16 protein-coding genes are annotated in these 16712 nt (G+C 53.1%); 4 read left to right on the forward strand and 12 right to left on the reverse strand.

Annotation, left to right across the window (positions count from 1 at the left end; genetic code table 11):
• Positions 1-31: 31 nt before the first annotated feature.
• Complete coding sequence (locus JNN07_02970; GenBank protein ID MBL9166676.1) at positions 32-490, reverse strand: Rrf2 family transcriptional regulator; 459 nt, start codon at positions 488-490, stop codon at positions 32-34.
• Between the two features lie 261 nt (positions 491-751).
• Here JNN07_02970 and JNN07_02975 point away from each other — a divergent pair, with 261 nt between their 5' ends.
• Positions 752-1753: a tyrosine-type recombinase/integrase gene (locus JNN07_02975; protein ID MBL9166677.1), complete on the forward strand. Its 1002-nt coding sequence runs from the start codon at positions 752-754 to the stop codon at positions 1751-1753.
• Positions 1754-1855: 102 nt separating this feature from the next.
• Here JNN07_02975 and JNN07_02980 read toward each other — a convergent pair whose 3' ends face one another.
• From JNN07_02980 to JNN07_03000, 5 genes are all read right to left on the reverse strand, one after another.
• The gene (locus tag JNN07_02980; GenBank protein MBL9166678.1) at positions 1856-2932 is read right to left on the reverse strand and encodes an AAA family ATPase; all 1077 of its coding nucleotides are present in this window, start codon (positions 2930-2932) and stop codon (positions 1856-1858) included.
• Between the two features lie 506 nt (positions 2933-3438).
• Positions 3439-5445 (reverse strand): hypothetical protein, encoded by a 2007-nt coding sequence (locus JNN07_02985; GenBank protein ID MBL9166679.1) that lies wholly within the window; start codon positions 5443-5445, stop codon positions 3439-3441.
• The gene (locus tag JNN07_02990; GenBank protein ID MBL9166680.1) at positions 5442-6602 is read right to left on the reverse strand and encodes a hypothetical protein; all 1161 of its coding nucleotides are present in this window, start codon (positions 6600-6602) and stop codon (positions 5442-5444) included. The genes JNN07_02985 and JNN07_02990 overlap by 4 nt, the downstream gene beginning before the upstream one ends.
• Positions 6603-7252: 650 nt before the next feature.
• Entirely contained in the window at positions 7253-7621 is a 369-nt protein-coding gene (locus JNN07_02995; protein MBL9166681.1) for a hypothetical protein, read from the reverse strand.
• Between the two features lie 420 nt (positions 7622-8041).
• Entirely contained in the window at positions 8042-8965 is a 924-nt protein-coding gene (locus JNN07_03000; protein MBL9166682.1) for a tyrosine-type recombinase/integrase, read from the reverse strand.
• Positions 8966-9455: 490 nt separating this feature from the next.
• Between JNN07_03000 and JNN07_03005 the strand changes: the two genes are divergently transcribed.
• Positions 9456-10259 (forward strand): hypothetical protein, encoded by an 804-nt coding sequence (locus tag JNN07_03005; GenBank protein MBL9166683.1) that lies wholly within the window; start codon positions 9456-9458, stop codon positions 10257-10259.
• Positions 10260-10300: 41 nt separating this feature from the next.
• Positions 10301-10738, forward strand: coding sequence for a hypothetical protein (locus JNN07_03010; protein MBL9166684.1), 438 nt, complete (start codon positions 10301-10303; stop codon positions 10736-10738).
• Positions 10739-10894: 156 nt separating this feature from the next.
• Here JNN07_03010 and JNN07_03015 read toward each other — a convergent pair whose 3' ends face one another.
• The 6 genes from JNN07_03015 to JNN07_03040 form a co-directional block, all read right to left on the reverse strand.
• Positions 10895-11158, reverse strand: a complete 264-nt coding sequence (locus JNN07_03015) for a hypothetical protein (GenBank protein MBL9166685.1) — start codon at positions 11156-11158, stop codon at positions 10895-10897.
• A gap of 3 nt (positions 11159-11161) precedes the next feature.
• Positions 11162-11887: a hypothetical protein gene (locus JNN07_03020; GenBank protein ID MBL9166686.1), complete on the reverse strand. Its 726-nt coding sequence runs from the start codon at positions 11885-11887 to the stop codon at positions 11162-11164.
• A 616-nt stretch (positions 11888-12503) separates the two neighbouring features.
• Complete coding sequence (locus JNN07_03025; GenBank protein MBL9166687.1) at positions 12504-13361, reverse strand: hypothetical protein; 858 nt, start codon at positions 13359-13361, stop codon at positions 12504-12506.
• A gap of 39 nt (positions 13362-13400) precedes the next feature.
• Positions 13401-13868 carry a type II toxin-antitoxin system VapC family toxin gene (locus JNN07_03030; GenBank protein ID MBL9166688.1) on the reverse strand — a complete coding sequence of 156 codons (468 nt, stop codon included), beginning with the start codon at positions 13866-13868 and terminating at the stop codon, positions 13401-13403.
• Positions 13868-14119, reverse strand: coding sequence for a CopG family transcriptional regulator (locus tag JNN07_03035; protein ID MBL9166689.1), 252 nt, complete (start codon positions 14117-14119; stop codon positions 13868-13870). The genes JNN07_03030 and JNN07_03035 overlap by 1 nt, the downstream gene beginning before the upstream one ends.
• A gap of 367 nt (positions 14120-14486) precedes the next feature.
• Positions 14487-14864, reverse strand: a complete 378-nt coding sequence (locus tag JNN07_03040) for a hypothetical protein (protein MBL9166690.1) — start codon at positions 14862-14864, stop codon at positions 14487-14489.
• Positions 14865-14998: 134 nt separating this feature from the next.
• Here JNN07_03040 and JNN07_03045 point away from each other — a divergent pair, with 134 nt between their 5' ends.
• Complete coding sequence (locus JNN07_03045; GenBank protein ID MBL9166691.1) at positions 14999-16594, forward strand: type IV secretion system DNA-binding domain-containing protein; 1596 nt, start codon at positions 14999-15001, stop codon at positions 16592-16594.
• Positions 16595-16712 lie beyond the last annotated feature (118 nt).

Below are 16712 nucleotides of genomic sequence, written 5' to 3' on the forward strand. Positions count from 1 at the left end.
CAGCACATTGATAGTCTTCTGGCTTTGAGGGTCAAATGGTGAAATCGAGCAGGGCGTCTTCGGTACGGAACTGTTCCTTTTGCTTGAGCAGGCCGTCCAAGGTGGTGTTTTCGAGGATCCGCGCGGTGACGTCGCGAACCTCCTTCATGGTCAGACGGATGAGGCAGGTGCGCTCATCCTTGCAGTCGTCGCAGGGCGCATAGGCCATCTGGCTGACGCAGGGGATGGGTGCGAGTGGCCCATCCATCAGGCGGATCACCTGGCCCAAATTGACCTCGAGCGGCGAGCGAATGAGTTCGTATCCGCCGGAGCGGCCGGACCGGCTGCGTAGTAACCCTCCGGCTTTGAGGTCCACCAGGATCGCCTCCAGAAATTTTCGAGGCAGCCGCTCGGACTCCGCGATGTCCTTAATCAGGACAGGCCCCTGTCCGCGCCGCTCCGCGAGATAAAGCAGCGCATGGATCGCATATTTGGCCTTCTTCGAAAGCATTGAGGACAGAGTAGGGGGATATGCTGGTGAGGCTCCATTCAAAAATGGCCGATGCTGTAGTGTGGGCCGTCTCGGCCCTTTACTCCTCAACCGAGGTGCGTGTGCATCAACCGGTTGCTTTTTGTTCTAGCGGGCTCTGCCAGCAGTTTAGCCAGCGGCGGAGCTACTCCGGAGTAGCTCTGGATAAGGATGGCGGTACTCCGCCACTGCTCGCTAACGTGGAATGGTTTCAGCGCCTTAGGCTCATAACCGACAAAGATTATGAAGCCAAAATACCGATTGTATCGACGGGGTGCCAGCGGTCGTTACTACGCCCAGGACCGCACAACGAACAAGCAGGAGAGCCTCGGGACGTCCGATAAAGCCGAGGCAGTTCGGCTGCTCAACGCCAAAAACGAATCCGCCTATCATCCTGCTTTCAACATTCACCTCGCGCGCACTTACCTCTCAGCCGCGGATCCAACGGTTGCTACGCGAACTTGGCAGGATGTGATGGATGCTCTGGCGAAATCGAAAATCGGGAAAGCTCCAAGCACCGCCGCGCGATATGAACGAGGACTCAAGCAGCCTGCGCTTGATACATTCCGAGATCTACCTGTGCTCCAGACACAGCCCGAACACATCCTTTCCGCGATCCAGAAGGGGACGGTCTCCACGAACAACTACCTTCGCCGATTGCACAGCTTCGCTCATCAGATGGGTTGGTTGCCTTGGCCTGTGTTGCCGATGAAGCAATGGCCTCGGATGAAGTTCAAAGAGAAGCGTGGTGTGACACTGGACGAACATCAAAGGCTCGTCTCCGCCGAATCGGACCCCGAGCGTAAAGCCTTCCTCCAGCTCTTATGGCATGTGGGGGCGTCTCAGATCGATTGTGCTTCTCTGGTCGCTGAAAACATCGACTGGAACAATAAGACAATCAGCTATCGCCGTCGCAAAAACGGGATGCCCGCCGTCTTGCGATTCGGGGAGGAGGTGGCGTCGATTCTCCGGACATTGCCGACGAGTGGGCCGCTTTTCCCGAATTGGTCCAAACTTCGCTCGGAGGAACGAGCCTCCAAATTTTATTCAAAGTGCAAGACTCTGAAGATTTCTGGAATTAGCCTTCACTCTTACCGTTACGCCTGGGCCGAACGTGCTAAGGCTGTGGGATATCCGGAGCGCTATGCCCAAGAAGCTCTGGGGCATTCTAGCGCAGCCGTTCACCGTGCCTACGCCAAAAACGCGAACGTGGAATTGCCGCCACTAGAGGATTACCGATGCTGAGCGATCCTGGGCCTTGGGTGACCTTTGGCGGGTAAGATCGGATCGGAGAACCCGGCGAAGGAGGCTGTAATCTGCCTACCGCGAATAATAACTTGCGCAAGGTTATGTTAGTGTCAGGCTTACGATGTCCGTTTTGAGAACTGATTCAACCGATTCTAATCCGCGCGCAAAGCTACGGTAACTAGGATCATCCCTCTCGAACATATGGCTTAGAGTTATTCTATTCTCTGATGCAGCAAGTCGATTGTTTGCGATAAGCCGAGCCAGCGCTACGACACCCCGTGCCGAGAGGCATTCCTTGTCTAGCAACAAGCGGTAGAGCGCAAGCTTTTCGATACCCAACACGGGGGCGGTCGTGTTTCGAACTTCCAGCACGGTCTTAGCGAATAGGAGGATCTTGTCGCCCGCATCGAGCTCCGGTACGGCTAGCTTGTAGCCCGTTCCGCGGCCTATACAGTCGATCAGGTCACTACCCTTGTTTTGAAACCCTCTGATTAACTCCATCATTCTATCTAGCCCGCCGCTTGCACTCCCCCCGATTACGCAGACAATTTGCTGATTTGGACGCTCTGAATTGAGTCTAAGCATATTGAAAGCTGCCTCGCACGCCCAGCTAGACGATACTTCCCCATCAAGTTCATCGAAAAAACAAAGCACTGGCCGTCCTGAGATCGCTTTGGCCGCTTGAACCCTCTGTTCGAAATCTTCCCGCGTTTGTTTGGTTCCGTTAAAGTAGAAGTAATCAAACTGTTCCTTGTGCTTAGAGTGCAGACTCTCGATCATGAAGGTTTTTCCGGTCCCTGGTGGTGCCCACAGGACATAGTTCTCATAGTTGTCGCTGCTCGCAGCAAGGCTATTTAGGATACTGTTAAGAAACGCTACTAGTTTTGTTCGCACATTGTGCGCGTAGCGCACTAATCCTCCGATTACCTGAAAAGAGCTTATCGAAAGCTCTTCAAGATCTATTAGCACCGCAAGGTTGGGATCTGCTTGAGAATCAGCCGCGGTCGAGGCTTCGACTGAACCGGAGTGGATGGCAATGGGTAAGTCAGCGGTCAAAACGAAATGACGGGGTCGTGAGCGTTGTGCCAGCTGCACTTTTAGTTGAATGGTTAACTTTCTAAAACTCAGACTTGAGTTCAAAGGACGATCTACCAACAAGAGCGGTTCATATCTCATGAGCCCATGCGCTGGCGTAACGAGTATCTGGTTTTCCTCCTCATCAGGAACTGACCGGCTCCAATCTCGGTTGTTCCCGGGAGGCTTAATGCCAAGCGGATCACTCGCCGTAGCCGCCCATCGGAGGCTGGCTGTTTCGGGAGCGCATCCCGTAGGTATCGCGAATAGCCAGATCCCTGTCCCTTCAGGTTTATCGCACCGAAGTAGTCTGTTTGCAGCTGGTAGTCCAGGGCAACAGTGGCTATCGAAGACAGCGAAGAACCGAAACGGACGGTCCTCGCGCTTTGCGAGAGAAGGGGTTTCGGTCTGGAATTCAGCGACGTGTTTGCATCGCCCAATCAGTAGTTCTAAGCGCCGAGCGGTACCGAGATGGTCGGTTATATCTAATCTACAGTCAGAAGTACAAGAGAGAGGTTCTTTGCTCATGAGGTTGGGTGTTGTCATCCTCCACTGCTCCGTTAGCGCGAGGTGCGTTCAGTCTTGATCCTTAAAGCACCGAGGATTTCTTATGGACTTACTCGATCAGCTTCTGTGAACTTTGGGAATTGGTTGAGGAGCAGGGCTAGCCTCCCGCTGAGCGTCGATCTATCTGTTAGGCAGTGGGAGGAGTAATACACAAGGGTTGCGATTTGTGTGCTCAGGTTCAGGCTTGATGTAATGGTCATGAACCGCTCTCCTTGTTTTGGCCAGATTTCATAAGCTATCTTTAATGCGGGCAAGTTGATATAGATCGTTTCGATCCTGGGTACTAGGTTGATGCTGTTCTCCAGAAGCCTGCCAAGGTATCCAAGTTCTAGCCATTTCCAGTCGCCTGAAGTGGAGGGCAACTCAGCGCCGAACGCGCCCTTTGTTGTTTCCAAAATGACACCTTCGCGTGAAAATGGATTCTCAATCGGATCTATTGCGCTCATCCGTGTTGGGTTAGCAACAGGAGAGTTAACCCGGGAGCCCGGAGCCAACATGAGACTCTCTGCTAGGGCGCTGCGTAGCTCCATGTCGCTGGTAGTAACGCTCCACCACATCGTGTAGGATAGCGGCCCGGAGACTCTTAGCGGGTCGAAACAGAACATGCCGGACAACACTTCGCGCCTGAGCGAGGGCTCCTGGAACAACATAAACCTCGCAGCAGGCACTGCGTCCCTTTCAAACCGGATCTTGTATGTAGGATTGGGACGCCGCTCAATCGCTAGCTGAATTTGCTCCATCACTCCCGTTGCTTCACCATCCAGGAACTCGGATTCGAACGGTTCATCTTCAAATCCTTGGTTGGATTTGTTCGCTGTGGATGGCTTATTTCCGATCAAACGATGGGAGAAATCCTTGACTGTAGAAAGCATCCGCCGTTTATCCCTCATAGGACGGAGTTCTGAAGCAATTCTTATTAGTGCTCTAAAGCTCTGCAAGAGGTGTCGTTCACGGGCTTTGTAAAAATTATCTATAGTCACACTCCTCTCTCTTCTCGATATCAGTGCTCGGACGTCCTCATGGACCGTTCTGCACTTTTGCCCGTATTCGACTGCAAGTCGATGTAGCCTGGAGGCTTCTTCAGGCCGAGAGACTCCCCCAAACCATTCTAGAAGAGCGAGGCGTTGAGGGCTGATGACGGGGAATTCGTCTCGAAGACCCTCCGAAAGCGTTCCAGAAAAGTAAGCTTGGAACCGCTGATTCATCTCTGGGTTTTTTGTGGCATTACTCAAGAGGTTGCACAGTGCGCCTGTCTTACTAAGAAGCAAAAACCCTTCTCTAGCGTAATGTCGGGTACCATTCCTTGCGAACGCGACGAAATCAGAGAGCGCGATCGCCAGATTCATAGAGTCGTGCTCTAGGATTGTGGAAATATCAGGTTTCCGCCATTTCCTTACATGTGGCTCCTGAACGTAATACCAGCCGTCCTTTTCCCTGGTATTATATACGGACCGCAATCCGTCGAACCTCGGACTCAAAAATATCGAGAGCAACCGAGCCAAAGTTCCATGGGTTCCCCATGTTGCTTTCCGAACCTCGGCTTCTAACTCATCAATGTTCTCATCCTCTTCGAAGGTCGAACGCGTAAGGCACCCGATCAGTTCACGGACTACCTCCTCGCGCGTGAGTGTCCTGTTCTCAGCAACACCCTTCGGCACATGATCTGTGACTAGGCCGAGATGACGAAGATGGCCGAACAATTCTCGATATGCACCGATGGGTAGGGCATACTTCATTTCCCCTTCGATGAAAAAGATATCAAGCGCTAGGGCGTCCAACCCAGCTTGCGAGTCTGCGCTAGAGGGCGGAGAGGCGAAGTGAGCAATTACATCGAAATCCAGCAATACGCTAAAGCATTCATAGTGGCGTAGCCTTCCGTGGATGACTTCAAACTCACGGAGTAAACGTCCTGACGTTTCGGTGTCGTTTCTCAGTTCGAGTAGGTTCCTTTCGTTTTTCAGGATTTCGAGGAACTCTGGATAGTGGCTGGGACTGCTCCCGACCGGCAGATCCATTCTAGGAATGTAAGTAGGGGCAGACGGGTTCATAGGCTTAAAAGGGGCGGTGATGCCTTAGGATCCATGCGAATCGCGACCTGACGCTGCTCCGGGGGCAAGCCATCTAAAAGCCCCATCAGTCTGACTGCCTCCCCATGGCTGGGTAGGTTAGCAAACCCGAACGCTGCCATTATAGCGGCACCCACGACTGGCCGGTATTTGGCGAAGAGAACTGGGCCTTCGTGAAATTCTCGCGAACTGGTGGTCACTACCTCACGGTAACGTTTGCTATGCTCGAACATACCCCCTTGGAGCACCAGCGGTAATGTTCGAGCTTCGGGGAAGCGGCGGCACGCTAGCTGGATACTTTCCGTCATCTGTTCTGCTGATTTCACGATCAGATCCCTAGCCAGAGTGTTGGCTACGTCACGGTCACACACATCCGTGACGACTTGTGCTAGTTGCGCAAATGAGATTCGCCATCCTCGGGGTTCAGATTCGACCAGAATATCAAACCATTCCTGGAGTTGCTCAAACCCATCGATCGGCGCGTGAAAAACGCTCTCATGGTAGGTCTCCTGTGGCGTGTCCGTGTTCCGTCTAACATAATCCGCAAGGGGAAAAAACAATTCTGGGATCTGACCAGTGCGTGCTTCTTCACGACCCAAGCTTCTGAAAAGATCCACGACCAATTGGAATCCACTTCCGAAGTCCCCAATAATTGGTCCCCAACCGTCAATTTTTCGGTTGCCACAATTTGGAATTCCACCGTCTCCAACAAAGACCGAGGCCCCGGTGCCTGCGAAAGCGCACATGCCCTTGTAGGAGAATACCCCCGCCAATAATCCTGCCCAAGTATCATCCGCGACTAAGAACTTGGCCCTGTTGGTGGGATCATCCTCACCCAAGTATGAACTAGCCAAGTTTCGCCAAACTCGGTCTTGATCATCGATTCGTGCAGCACCAGCGCAGACCACCGTAGTTCTCTGAGCTCTGCTGATCAAGTGTTCGATCCCGGTCTCCTTCTCAAGATCGGCAATCAGTCTATAGAAGTTCGCGGATGCCTCATTGTCATCATCCGTGTGGAAATTCACCCGCTTGCCCTCGACAGCTCCAAGCGCACCTCGTTCTAGGTCGAACGCCAAAGCGGAGCTCCGCGTATGTCCTCCTGATACTCCAACAAAGAGACGTTCGTATGTATCGCTCATTTAGCAGTAGCAAGTTTGCCTTGGTTAATGGAAATACTCCATAAATCCATCGTTAAGGAATGGTACCGCTGTCGTTCTATCGCAGTCCAGAAAATTCTCTTGAAGTTATTCGCCAGTTCGCCAGGGGTGCATGACAAATTTCTTCGCAGGAGCAGTTTTTGTTAATGGCGGCGTGAAAATGGGGTAAAAGCGCCGGTTTGAAAGTGCAGTGACCAGGCTGCCTTTCTTGTATCGGCGGGCTTCCTTCTGATGCAGAAAATGGGACCAGACCGCAAGCCTCCGTGGGCGGTCAACCGTTGATCGGTGAAACTAATCCGGATGGATGGCGAGCCCGTTTTCGTATCGATTTGTAGCCGCACCGTTTGGTTCGCCTCCTGTCGAGGCTCTGGATCTTTTTTCGTTTCATCAACGACAAGCTCACCAGACGGTGCATTTCCTTTCAACTGAATCGTTCCGGCTAAGAATGAGACAAGCCCAACGGGGTGGTAGGGAGAGTACCAAGGATAGTTTCCGACGAGCATCGTGGCGAGCGCTTGCATTCTCCAAGATTCCTCGGCCTCTCTAGACCAGTAGGTCGTTCTTAAACGGGTGTGGGTGAGCGCCGATCCGGAATGAGCATCCTCATGCTGGTTTACAAATCTACTGTGTGCTCAGCGTTGCTGGTTCTGGGCGAGAATCTCAACAAGCGTAAACGATTGAAGCGGGTTTGAGGGAGCCAGAAATGTTGTGACAACTAACGCTTTGCCACCAGCGGATTTCTGGATTGAGAGGATCTTTCCGCCGTTCTGGATCGCTCGATAGTTTGCATGAACGCGTGTATCCTCAAGTTCTCCCCAATCGCCGCTCTCATGGCGACCCACCACTGACCACAGTTCTTCCGGGGCGCAGGAACTTCTTGCGTCTTCCGACCAAATCACGCAGCCTCCACAAAACCTCGAGAAACCTGCGATTCCTCCCTCCTGTGTTGATGTTGCCGCTGCCGGTGCTGGGTCAAGGCGGTCCGTGGTAATCGTCAACATAACGAACACCAGTAACGCCGCCTCGCGCTAATCCAAGTCACGATAGAGCACCAGGCTGTTGTACTCGATATGCGCACACTCAAAACCATAGGGTACCTCCTCTAACAACGTACCTATCATAATCCCCCGTACCTGTCCATTAATCGATTCCCGGCAGCTTCCCGCAGCATGCCAGCAAGATACATCTCAACTGCCTCACTGCGCGACACCCGTGGCCCGCGCTTGCCTAAGTCATTATCGGCTGAGCAGGGAAAGGACTAAGGCCAGAAATAGTCCCTACCCACCTCAGGAGGCTCATCGAACTTCAACGCGGAGGAGATCCTTCGCACGGGAAGAGGCGGCGGATTAGTGGTAACCTATGGAGCTCCTAATGAAATCGCACTGCTACAGCCCCGGCGCTGAGGTGTGAACCGATCCTCTTCAGTACTCCACCTTAAACGTCGGCGAGTCCTCCACCCGCATGTTTCGCTTGTCGTAAAGTCGAGTGGTCGAAATACTCGAGTGCCCGAGCCACTCCTGAACTCTTGCGATATCCGAACCATGCTCAAGCGCGTTGGTCGCCGCCGTGGCTCGCAACGAATGTGGCCCCACCCCCTCGCTCAAAATCCCAAGCTCCCGCGCATACCGCGCCACAACATCCCGATAAACCGACCCCGGAGAGATCCCCATCCCTTTCTGCTTCTCCCGGTGAGTGATCACACGAAAAAGGGGACCATCCATTTCTTCCGCATGCCCCGCCACCAACAGATACTCCTCAATGAGCCTCACCGCTTTCGGATGCACCGGCACATACCGAATCTTCCCGCCTTTCCCGTGAACCGTGAAATTCTTAACGCCGCGCCGAAGAGAGAAATCTTTTACGCGGAGCGAGCAGAGCTCAGCACGCCGGAGTGCATGGTAAAGAAGGACTGAAAGAATCGCTCTGTCTCGTTTCCCCTTAAGCGTCCCCTCGGGCGGTGCATCACCGAGCGCCTTGGCTTGAGCATCCGAGAGTGCCGGAGTTTTTCCTTCATTTGCCCCGTCCTTCGGGCGAGCTACACCCTTTACCGGGTTGTGGGTCACCGCGTTTGATTCGCAGAGATACTCAAAAATGTCAGAGACAGCGGAGAGCTTTCTTCGGATTGAAGCGGGTGAGAGATTTTGACGTTCAAGATTTTTACGCCAAGCGATGACATGCGATCTGGTGATGACCCGGAATTCTTCCGGTGCTTCGATTCCGGTAAATTTCATGAAGGCGGATAAGTCTGCCCGGTAAGCTTTCCGGGTGTTTTCGTTTTTGATGTTGGCAAACCACTCGACCTCCGGCGGCACCTGGGCCAGGCGTTGAAATTCGGGCCGCGTCAAAATCCTGTTTGAATCTTGGGCAGTAGGGGAGGCGGGCGTGAGAATCTGTTTTGGAACGGGTAGTGCCATGAAAGTGTGCTCCGGGTGGGGTAGGCTTTGGAGCACTATAAAATAGGTTATGGTACTCCGAAAGAGGGGGACTGCGGGGAGGGACGAAGAAGGTTGGTTTGGCTCGGGGCCGGGTGGCTTGGGTCGGGACAACTGTGAGGCGCGAGGGTTTTGTGTTTTATTGCCGAAGAACCCTTGCGCAAGGAATGGTTATGATCATACATCCGACTTCTTGCGCAGCCTTTTCCTTTAGCATCGCATTTTTTTCATTCCGAGGAGTCATCCCTTCTGCAGTGTGGATTCCAATTGCTGCTCTGACATCCCCCTTGAGCCCTTCAACGCGCCCCACAAAACTTCACTCAAGAAGAAACAGTTGACACAGACCTACTCTTCCGTAGGGTCACTCGCTCATCAACATTAGGGGTTTCTAATCGTCCCAACTATGTCGAGTGCAAAGACGAATCATTGGATGGTATTCTATCAGGTACTTTCAGTCGCACAAGTCGCGAGTGGATTCATCGTCGCCTCTACAGGCGCTATTCTGAAAGCAGACGCAGCACTTTGGCCTGTTTTTAAGGGACTCATCGTACCGGCGCAGAGCAATGCATTCTGGATCATCCCGACATTTACCCTTCTTACCGGCACTGCAAAGCTTGCAAAGGATCAGATCAAAGAGCCTTGGTTCTGGGATACTTTGCACTCGGTTCTCGAGAGGATTCGGGAGTCAGTCTTTTCTGACGCACCGGAAACTGAGGTTTCCGCCTTAAACGAGAAAGTTATTCTGTTTCAGTTCCGTGAACGACGTTGGCGATTTTTTGTCTACCCATCCAAAGACTGGCTATGCGGCATAGAGCGATCAGGACATATGCGCAGACGACGACGGCGGTGGCTGAGAGTTCCTGACCATGGTCGAAGTGCCGAAGGAGTTGCCGGCCAAGCCTGGACCAAGAATCAGATGGTTATCGTAACTGATCTGCCGCCGATAAATGGGGACAGCGGAGAAGATGTTTATGGAACTTACTCCAAACTAACCTCAATGTCGTTAAAGTGGCTACGAGCTCAACGCTATGGGAGCGAAAACCTCGCCCCACGAGCACTTTGTGCTTTCCCGGTCGAGGTCGCTGGGAATCCTTGGGGAGTGCTGCTCATCGTGAGTTCGTACCCCAGTTTACCTGATCCAGCGAGGATCCGGGCGGCCTTAACGCACAGCACCTTCTTTCTTGAAAAACTACTCAAGAGACGATAAATTGACTTAATCAGAATAATAATTGTCCATAAGGAATACGTATGATGACATGGTCTACTATTGATTCTTCCCGATTCGACTCTGCCACAGCTTCTCCCGATCAGGGAGACCACGTGCTAACTCTGAAGGCACCATACGAGGTACCAGAGGCAATTCGCGCCTATCGAAAGAAGGACACGCAAGAGCTTGTAATCGATCTAAGGTACCTAGGCGAAGAGCAGACGAAATCAGTGGTCGCTTTGGCTCCTAGTGATGCTTCTCCATCAGCGACGGTGGATGTTGGGATCAACAGTGGTCGCGTATACCAAGTCCATATCCAGAACCTGTCTCCTTCGAAGAGCCTGATCGGAAATGTTCTGGATTCTATCATCCAAAAACTGACCGAACTTGCTGGAGACGATCATCGGAGGTCTGAACGTTACAGGCTCACCGGGGATGTGCTAAAAGCCAGCGGAGAAATTATCATGGCAGCGAAGTAATCTGCCGAGCCCCGTTCCAAACAATTCGAAGCGAACGGCTAGGGCTTGCTCCAGATGAGGGAAAACTTCTCCGTTAAGGAAACATCGATCAGTCATTCCAGAAGCTTTCGACCCTTTGGGCAGTTGCTGTCGTCTGGCGGATAGGAGTGGATCGATTCAAAGTAGATTTTTGTAGTCTCGACGCCGTGGGAAACTCAGCGTGTCCAACTCCGGCTGCATGCGCTTCACCAGCGCCTGGGCGAGAATCGAAGCGCCGTCCAGGTTGCGCTGCGAAGCTACCTGTAAAACCAAAGAAGCAAGGTTTGGATCCCGTTTTACAGCGGCGAAAAGCTCTTGCCAATCGTTTAGCCCGCCCCTCTCGAGCGCGGAGTCAATCGCGGCAGCCGACCATGCGTGAGTGTTAAGATGGCGGTGTTCCATAACTCAATGTCCTTCCTGCACCAGCATCCCGCCTAAACGGATGCCAAAGCGCTGACAGATCGCACGAGTATTTTCCCATCGATGCCACTTCTCAGTTAGCCCTTTATAATTGGGCAATTCAGCTTCGTTTAAATCAAAGGGAGCGGCAGCACAGAGTGCTTTGGCAACTTCAAGTCCCACCGATGCGCTTTGCAGGGCACCGTAGCGGGCATCAAGCTTCGCTAGGGATCGGAGCACAATCTCCTCAGGCGCGCACTCCGAGAGTGCAGCGAAGTCGAGGTAATCGCGGGTGGCATTTCGGTTGTAAGCGAGAAATGCTTTCATGCAAATCATCTCATCTAAAGTCGGGACCACGAGCGGCCCAGATTCGGTCTGCATCGTTTGCGTCTCCACGGGATCGGCGCGCTTTAGCTGTCGGAACCCTACCTCGACATTCCCGATGCTGCCTAGAATCAACACCGGGGGACTGACACGGGCGGTTTTCCACTCGGGCTGCGCCTCAAGGTGTGAACGGACATCATCGAAATGATCTCGCAAAGCGAGCATAAGATGATCGGTATCGAGCGAGATGCGATGCCCAGCATACAAGGCCGCAGCGGTGCCACCGACACAGACTGACCCCGGTACCAGTCGCTGGGCCTGGACACCGGCTCGCAAAATCCCAGCCCACTCAGCCATTCGCTTCGGGCTGTCGTGTTGACCAGGCTCACCAGATTTTTGCTTGTTCATCTCCGCACTCATATAATCGCTGAGTCAAGCGTATCATAAAGCTCGAATGAATGAAAATCGCGAATCATTCAACCGCAGTCAGCTTTGATTTGCGAGAATTCAGTCCGTTCCGAGGCAAACCTTGGCGCTCACCAGAATTGACCCAGGTATGCTGAGAGACGCGACCTCAGTTTGTGTCCGTCCTGTTCTTCGTGCAACAATCCATGTTCCTAAACTCGATACCAGGAGGAAGACGCAATGCCCGGCACTGGACACCACCGAGAGATCTCTCAGCAACTTCCCGCTGTGGAAGTGGGCGACCGATTCACGGTCGATGAGATGCCACACCTGCCGCTAGTTGAACTTGTTCGGAAATTGCCCACCACCTGGGTTGTCGCTGAAGTAAGGCCGGACGGGAGCCGAGATCGGTGGACCTATCGGTTGAGTAAAGGGGGTCTTGCTGGGAAGACACTGAGGATTTTGTCTCCGGACTTTCGACCTACGCCCTCCCCAGCAGCAACCCTTCCACCAATCCCAAATGCGGAAGAGGAGCCACGGTGATACGCACCCAAATTTTTCGAAGCCAGAGTGAACCTTGTCGATTGAATCCCAAATCGGTTCACGCACACCGAATGGATCAAGAGGGCGAGCAGCGTTTGAGAATAATTTTCCACCCGTTTCTTTTTCCGACAGCCTCGCTCAAAATATCGAGAAGCTCAGTTTGGTCGACCCTGGCATCGGCGATTTGCAGCTGGCTGGCAATAGCCTTCAGTTTAAGACGTCTATCTTTTGAAGATTTTGTTTGGTAGTGAATGCATCCGTAGAATTCACAGGCGTAAGCGAAAGTTTCCCGCTTTCGAAAATCGATATCGAGGAGCCACTCCTTTTTCTTCGAGCACGGCAAACGAATGGTTTTCCGTTTACAGTTGTGAAAAATGTGCGCTGCTTCATGCACTACATAATTCGCAAATGGATTCTTAGTCTCGAAATGCCGGGTCGACACGTAGCAGATCATCTCCTCGTTAAATCCGACCGGCACCTCCGCTCTAGGAGCAAATGGCTTGCCATTGATGCTCTCCAAATAAACGTTGGCGATAATCCAGGCGGTGTGAAGATAGGACACAGCGTTTATTGCTTGGTAGACGACATCTGCGCTCAAAAATACGATCGACCGGTCTACAACTGTGCGCACTATCTCGCGCTCGGCCTTGGGAAAGAGACCCGCGATCATCCGATGCAGCGCATACTGTGTCGAAGGCATGAGATTTAACGTTTTCGAGTGAAACGGTTTGGGAAGACCTCTCGCTCGGCGTTTAACTTCCGCGCAGAGCGCCTGAAGCAGAAGTCGCTTATGGCAAGCCATGGACTGAATAGCATTATCCGCGTAGCCAAGTGGACACGAATCAGACTCACCCGTGTTCAGATACCGGGCGATCTCCTTTGCGACCATCGAGGAGTTGGCCGGACTTTTCTCGCTGTTGGCAACCTCTGTCATAGTCCCATTCCCGTTTTTCTGGAGTCCTAAGTAGCCCACTCACTGAGGTTTCGTTTTGTCGTGCTCCACCACTTTCGCTGGGCCAAGAACGCTGATGGTCTCTTTGTAGCGCCCGAAGTCAGCCTCATCGAAGGTTGAAATGCGGTCGATTCCGTGCACCTTCATCGCCGCCACAATCCTGGCATCATGGGTGTCCTTGCCGCTCACCACAAACGAAGTCACAATCTTCATCCACTCACCAAAGATCAAAGGAGTCTCCGGAAACAACTGGAAGGCGCTCAAAATCTTTTCAATCTCAACGGCTGCTTCGCCCGGACCGAGCCCAAGTCCGTTGTTTGCCCGAGGTCTTGTGGCAACCGCCCAAAATTCAACCAGGTTTTGGGGAACCACCGCGAGGCGATCCGTGAGACGTCCGAGAATTTGAAGGGCTGAAAGCGTTATGCCGAAGAGCGGATCGGTTGGTTGGATGCTGCGGAGCAGGATATTCGTGTCTACCAGGGTCGCCATCAATCTTCGTAGTAGGATTTCCTACTCACCGCCTCGCTCGAAAGTGGGGGCAAACTGCGTGAGTGACTTTTAGCCCAAGCGACGAACGATTCAACCTTGGCTGCTTGGTCCTCCTGCTGGGAATGGTTGGCGCTGGTGGAGATGCCGGGAATATAAACACGAATCAGTTCATCCACCGACACGCCCTTACCCGCTGCCAGAGATTGCAATTGTTTGGCCGTCTCCGGCTTTACTTCGATTGATATTCTCATAGAGCGCTCCAATAACCGTAGTGGCCCTAGCCAGCCTTCAGTAGGCATCATACCACAATCCAAAGAATTCCGGTAGTGGAACGTTGTCAACCCCATGCCTGGCTCAGGGAGGGGTGACCACCAATTTAGCCTCTCCGCTCCTAAGCATTTCCCGCATCGTCTTCATCGAGGCGATAAGCACCGGGATGCCCCTCTGATCCGCTCGGGTGCTTTGGCGGTAATGGGCAAGAGTTTTGCCGAGTTGGATGATTTGGATGTATCCCCTGTTTGTGCGCCACAGCTGTCCAGATTCCAACACGATCTCCGTTCGGTTCGCTTTGCGTGCCATGCAAGACCAGCCTGACAGCGGGCCTCCGAAAGGCAACTCTCAAGCGACTGGTTGTGTCAGCCCATAGCGCGCTTTCACTGCCCGAAAGTCGTCAAGCTCCGCTTGGTTGGTTCCTGGGATCATTCGCATAGCACCGAGCACGTTCTCCTCAAAGCCGTTCCTCTCAGCGTCTTTGACCAGCCGCTCCACATCCTCTCGAGTGATGGGGATTTGGAAGCGGCTTAGTGTCTCCTCGATCTGGGAGATGGTCATCACCACGCCGGGATGGTCGGTAATGTTGTTGAAGTAATATGTCTCTGGGCCACGGGGGTTTGTTTTATCCTCGATCATCACGAAGAATCCGGGGTAATTCCGTTCAAACCCGATGATCACATCGACCCCTTCCGGCACGCCATCAAAAATGGGGTATCTAGCCATACAAATCCTATCTAGCCTCGCCCCCTCAGGCTGGCAAGCGCGAACCGCACTTGTCCTTTGCCACCGCACTTGGTGAGATGGAATCAGTCACGTTCTTTGAAATGGAGGGTCCTATGTCGCTGCTCGCATATCTTATGCCGATAGCTGTGCTACTCATCGTCTTAGGAAGGCTTCTCCTTCCCCGAAGATCCATTCGACTCTCCCATCTGCGGGGCGCATCCCTTCGAAACGAAAATCAAGTCACGGTAATTCTCCAGAGCACTCAGGAAAGGACTGATCCCGGCATTGCGATCGGAAAACATCGTTTCCCCTCCGAAATTGCCAATGAGCACATAGCCTTCGTCGGAGCAACGGGTTCCGGAAAAACCGTTATGCAGCGGCTCCTCATGCAGAGCGCCCTGCCGCTCATCGGCACGGGCCAAAATCACCGTGCGGTGATTTATGACGCCAAGCGCGACCTCTTAAGTCTCCTGGGTGGCATGAAACTAAAATGCCCGATTCATCTTCTAAACCCAATGGACTCTCGCGGGGAGGCGTGGGATACGGCAGCAGATATTACCACCGCCCCGGCAGCCCACCAGCTTGCCCGAATCCTCATCCCAGCAAACGAGAACGATCACAACCGGTTTTTCCCCGATGCTGCGAGAAGCCTGCTGGAAGCAACGTTTCTGTTTCTCATTCGTAAGCATCCCGGCAAGTGGACCCTCCGCCAAGCGCTACTCTTGGTGAGAAACCCAAGGCATTTGGAGCAGGTCCTGGGTTCAAGCTCTGATACCCACGACCTTTTGAACCTCTTTGAATACAAACCGACTCTCCAAAGTATTATGGCAGCCGTGGTGACCTACCTCCGCCCCTACCAGTTGATAGCCGCAGCCTGGGAGCATGCACCCCGAAAACTAAGCCTCACCCAATGGATGAAGTCGGAGTCGATTCTCATTCTGGGAAACGACGAAGGAAACCGTGCTGCTGTCGATACACTCCACCGAGTGCTTTTTTACCGCATCGCGGAATTAATCTTGAGCCGCCCCGAAGGTGATGGCGGTCAGACCTGGTTTTTCCTGGACGAAATCCGCGAAGCCCAGAAATTAGATAAACTTCCCCAGCTTTTAACCCAGGGCCGCTCCAAGGGTGCCAGAGTGGTCCTGGGCTTTCAGGATATCGAAGGCCTCCGGCACGTCTACCAAGACAAGGTAGCCAATGAACTGGTCGGTCAGTGCGCTACCAAGGTTATTCTGAGACTTAATAGCCCTGAGACCGCCGCCTGGGCTTCCAGGGTCCTGGGCAAAGAGGAAGTGATGGAGAGCCGCCGAGGAACCTCAAGGCAGCTTGCTCCGTCCCTTTCCCAGACGGTAGGTCAATCCACCTCTCACGGAATCTCCCAGCGCCCCCTGGTCCTTGAGAGCGAATTAACCGAGCTCCCCAAAACATCTTTTGCTTCTGGCCTCTGCTGCTTCATCAGGCATCCACTCACCGGCTCGTTCAAAAGCGAGATCCAAGGAAAGCTCCTCCGAGAATCTCTCCTTCCCCGTGACCCCAGCGTTGCCGACCTAGACCCCGTTCCCCCTCAAAACTGGTTTCTGTCGCCGCTCTCCCCGAAGGAGCTTGAGCTTCTCCTCAAAAAACCGCCCCGACTTGAGGCTCCCCCGGCCATCCCATCGTCTGAGCTTTTGCCAGCTGCAAGGGAGTTCAATTTCCATGACCAAAAGTCAGAAGAGTATGACCACACCTGACGCACTAAACCGCGTTCTATTTTTATGAGCCTAAAATGCTCTCGATTTCGGACCCGATCCGAGCAGGAAACGGAGAGTATTATCTCTCCCTGGCAGCGACGGATGACTACTACCTGAA

The sequence above is a fragment of the Verrucomicrobiales bacterium genome (assembly GCA_016793885.1).
In the GTDB taxonomy this organism is placed as follows: domain Bacteria; phylum Verrucomicrobiota; class Verrucomicrobiia; order Limisphaerales; family UBA11320; genus UBA11320.

Bases quoted from the DNA above. Each gene is read 5' to 3' on its own strand.
- JNN07_02980 (MBL9166678.1), bottom strand. From the start codon at position 2,932: ATGAGATATGAACCGCTCTTGTTGGTAGATCGTCCTTTGAACTCAAGT.
- JNN07_03005 (MBL9166683.1), top strand. From the start codon at position 9,456: ATGTCGAGTGCAAAGACGAATCATTGGATGGTATTCTATCAGGTACTT.
- JNN07_03015 (MBL9166685.1), bottom strand. From the start codon at position 11,158: ATGGAACACCGCCATCTTAACACTCACGCATGGTCGGCTGCCGCGATT.
- JNN07_03020 (MBL9166686.1), bottom strand. From the start codon at position 11,887: ATGAACAAGCAAAAATCTGGTGAGCCTGGTCAACACGACAGCCCGAAG.
- JNN07_03025 (MBL9166687.1), bottom strand. From the start codon at position 13,361: ATGACAGAGGTTGCCAACAGCGAGAAAAGTCCGGCCAACTCCTCGATG.
- JNN07_02975 (MBL9166677.1), top strand. From the start codon at position 752: ATGAAGCCAAAATACCGATTGTATCGACGGGGTGCCAGCGGTCGTTAC.
- JNN07_03045 (MBL9166691.1), top strand. From the start codon at position 14,999: ATGCCGATAGCTGTGCTACTCATCGTCTTAGGAAGGCTTCTCCTTCCC.
- JNN07_02970 (MBL9166676.1), bottom strand. From the start codon at position 490: ATGCTTTCGAAGAAGGCCAAATATGCGATCCATGCGCTGCTTTATCTC.
- JNN07_02995 (MBL9166681.1), bottom strand. From the start codon at position 7,621: ATGTTGACGATTACCACGGACCGCCTTGACCCAGCACCGGCAGCGGCA.
- JNN07_02990 (MBL9166680.1), bottom strand. From the start codon at position 6,602: ATGAGCGATACATACGAACGTCTCTTTGTTGGAGTATCAGGAGGACAT.
- JNN07_03030 (MBL9166688.1), bottom strand. From the start codon at position 13,868: ATGGCGACCCTGGTAGACACGAATATCCTGCTCCGCAGCATCCAACCA.
- JNN07_02985 (MBL9166679.1), bottom strand. From the start codon at position 5,445: ATGAACCCGTCTGCCCCTACTTACATTCCTAGAATGGATCTGCCGGTC.
- JNN07_03035 (MBL9166689.1), bottom strand. From the start codon at position 14,119: ATGAGAATATCAATCGAAGTAAAGCCGGAGACGGCCAAACAATTGCAA.
- JNN07_03040 (MBL9166690.1), bottom strand. From the start codon at position 14,864: ATGGCTAGATACCCCATTTTTGATGGCGTGCCGGAAGGGGTCGATGTG.
- JNN07_03010 (MBL9166684.1), top strand. From the start codon at position 10,301: ATGATGACATGGTCTACTATTGATTCTTCCCGATTCGACTCTGCCACA.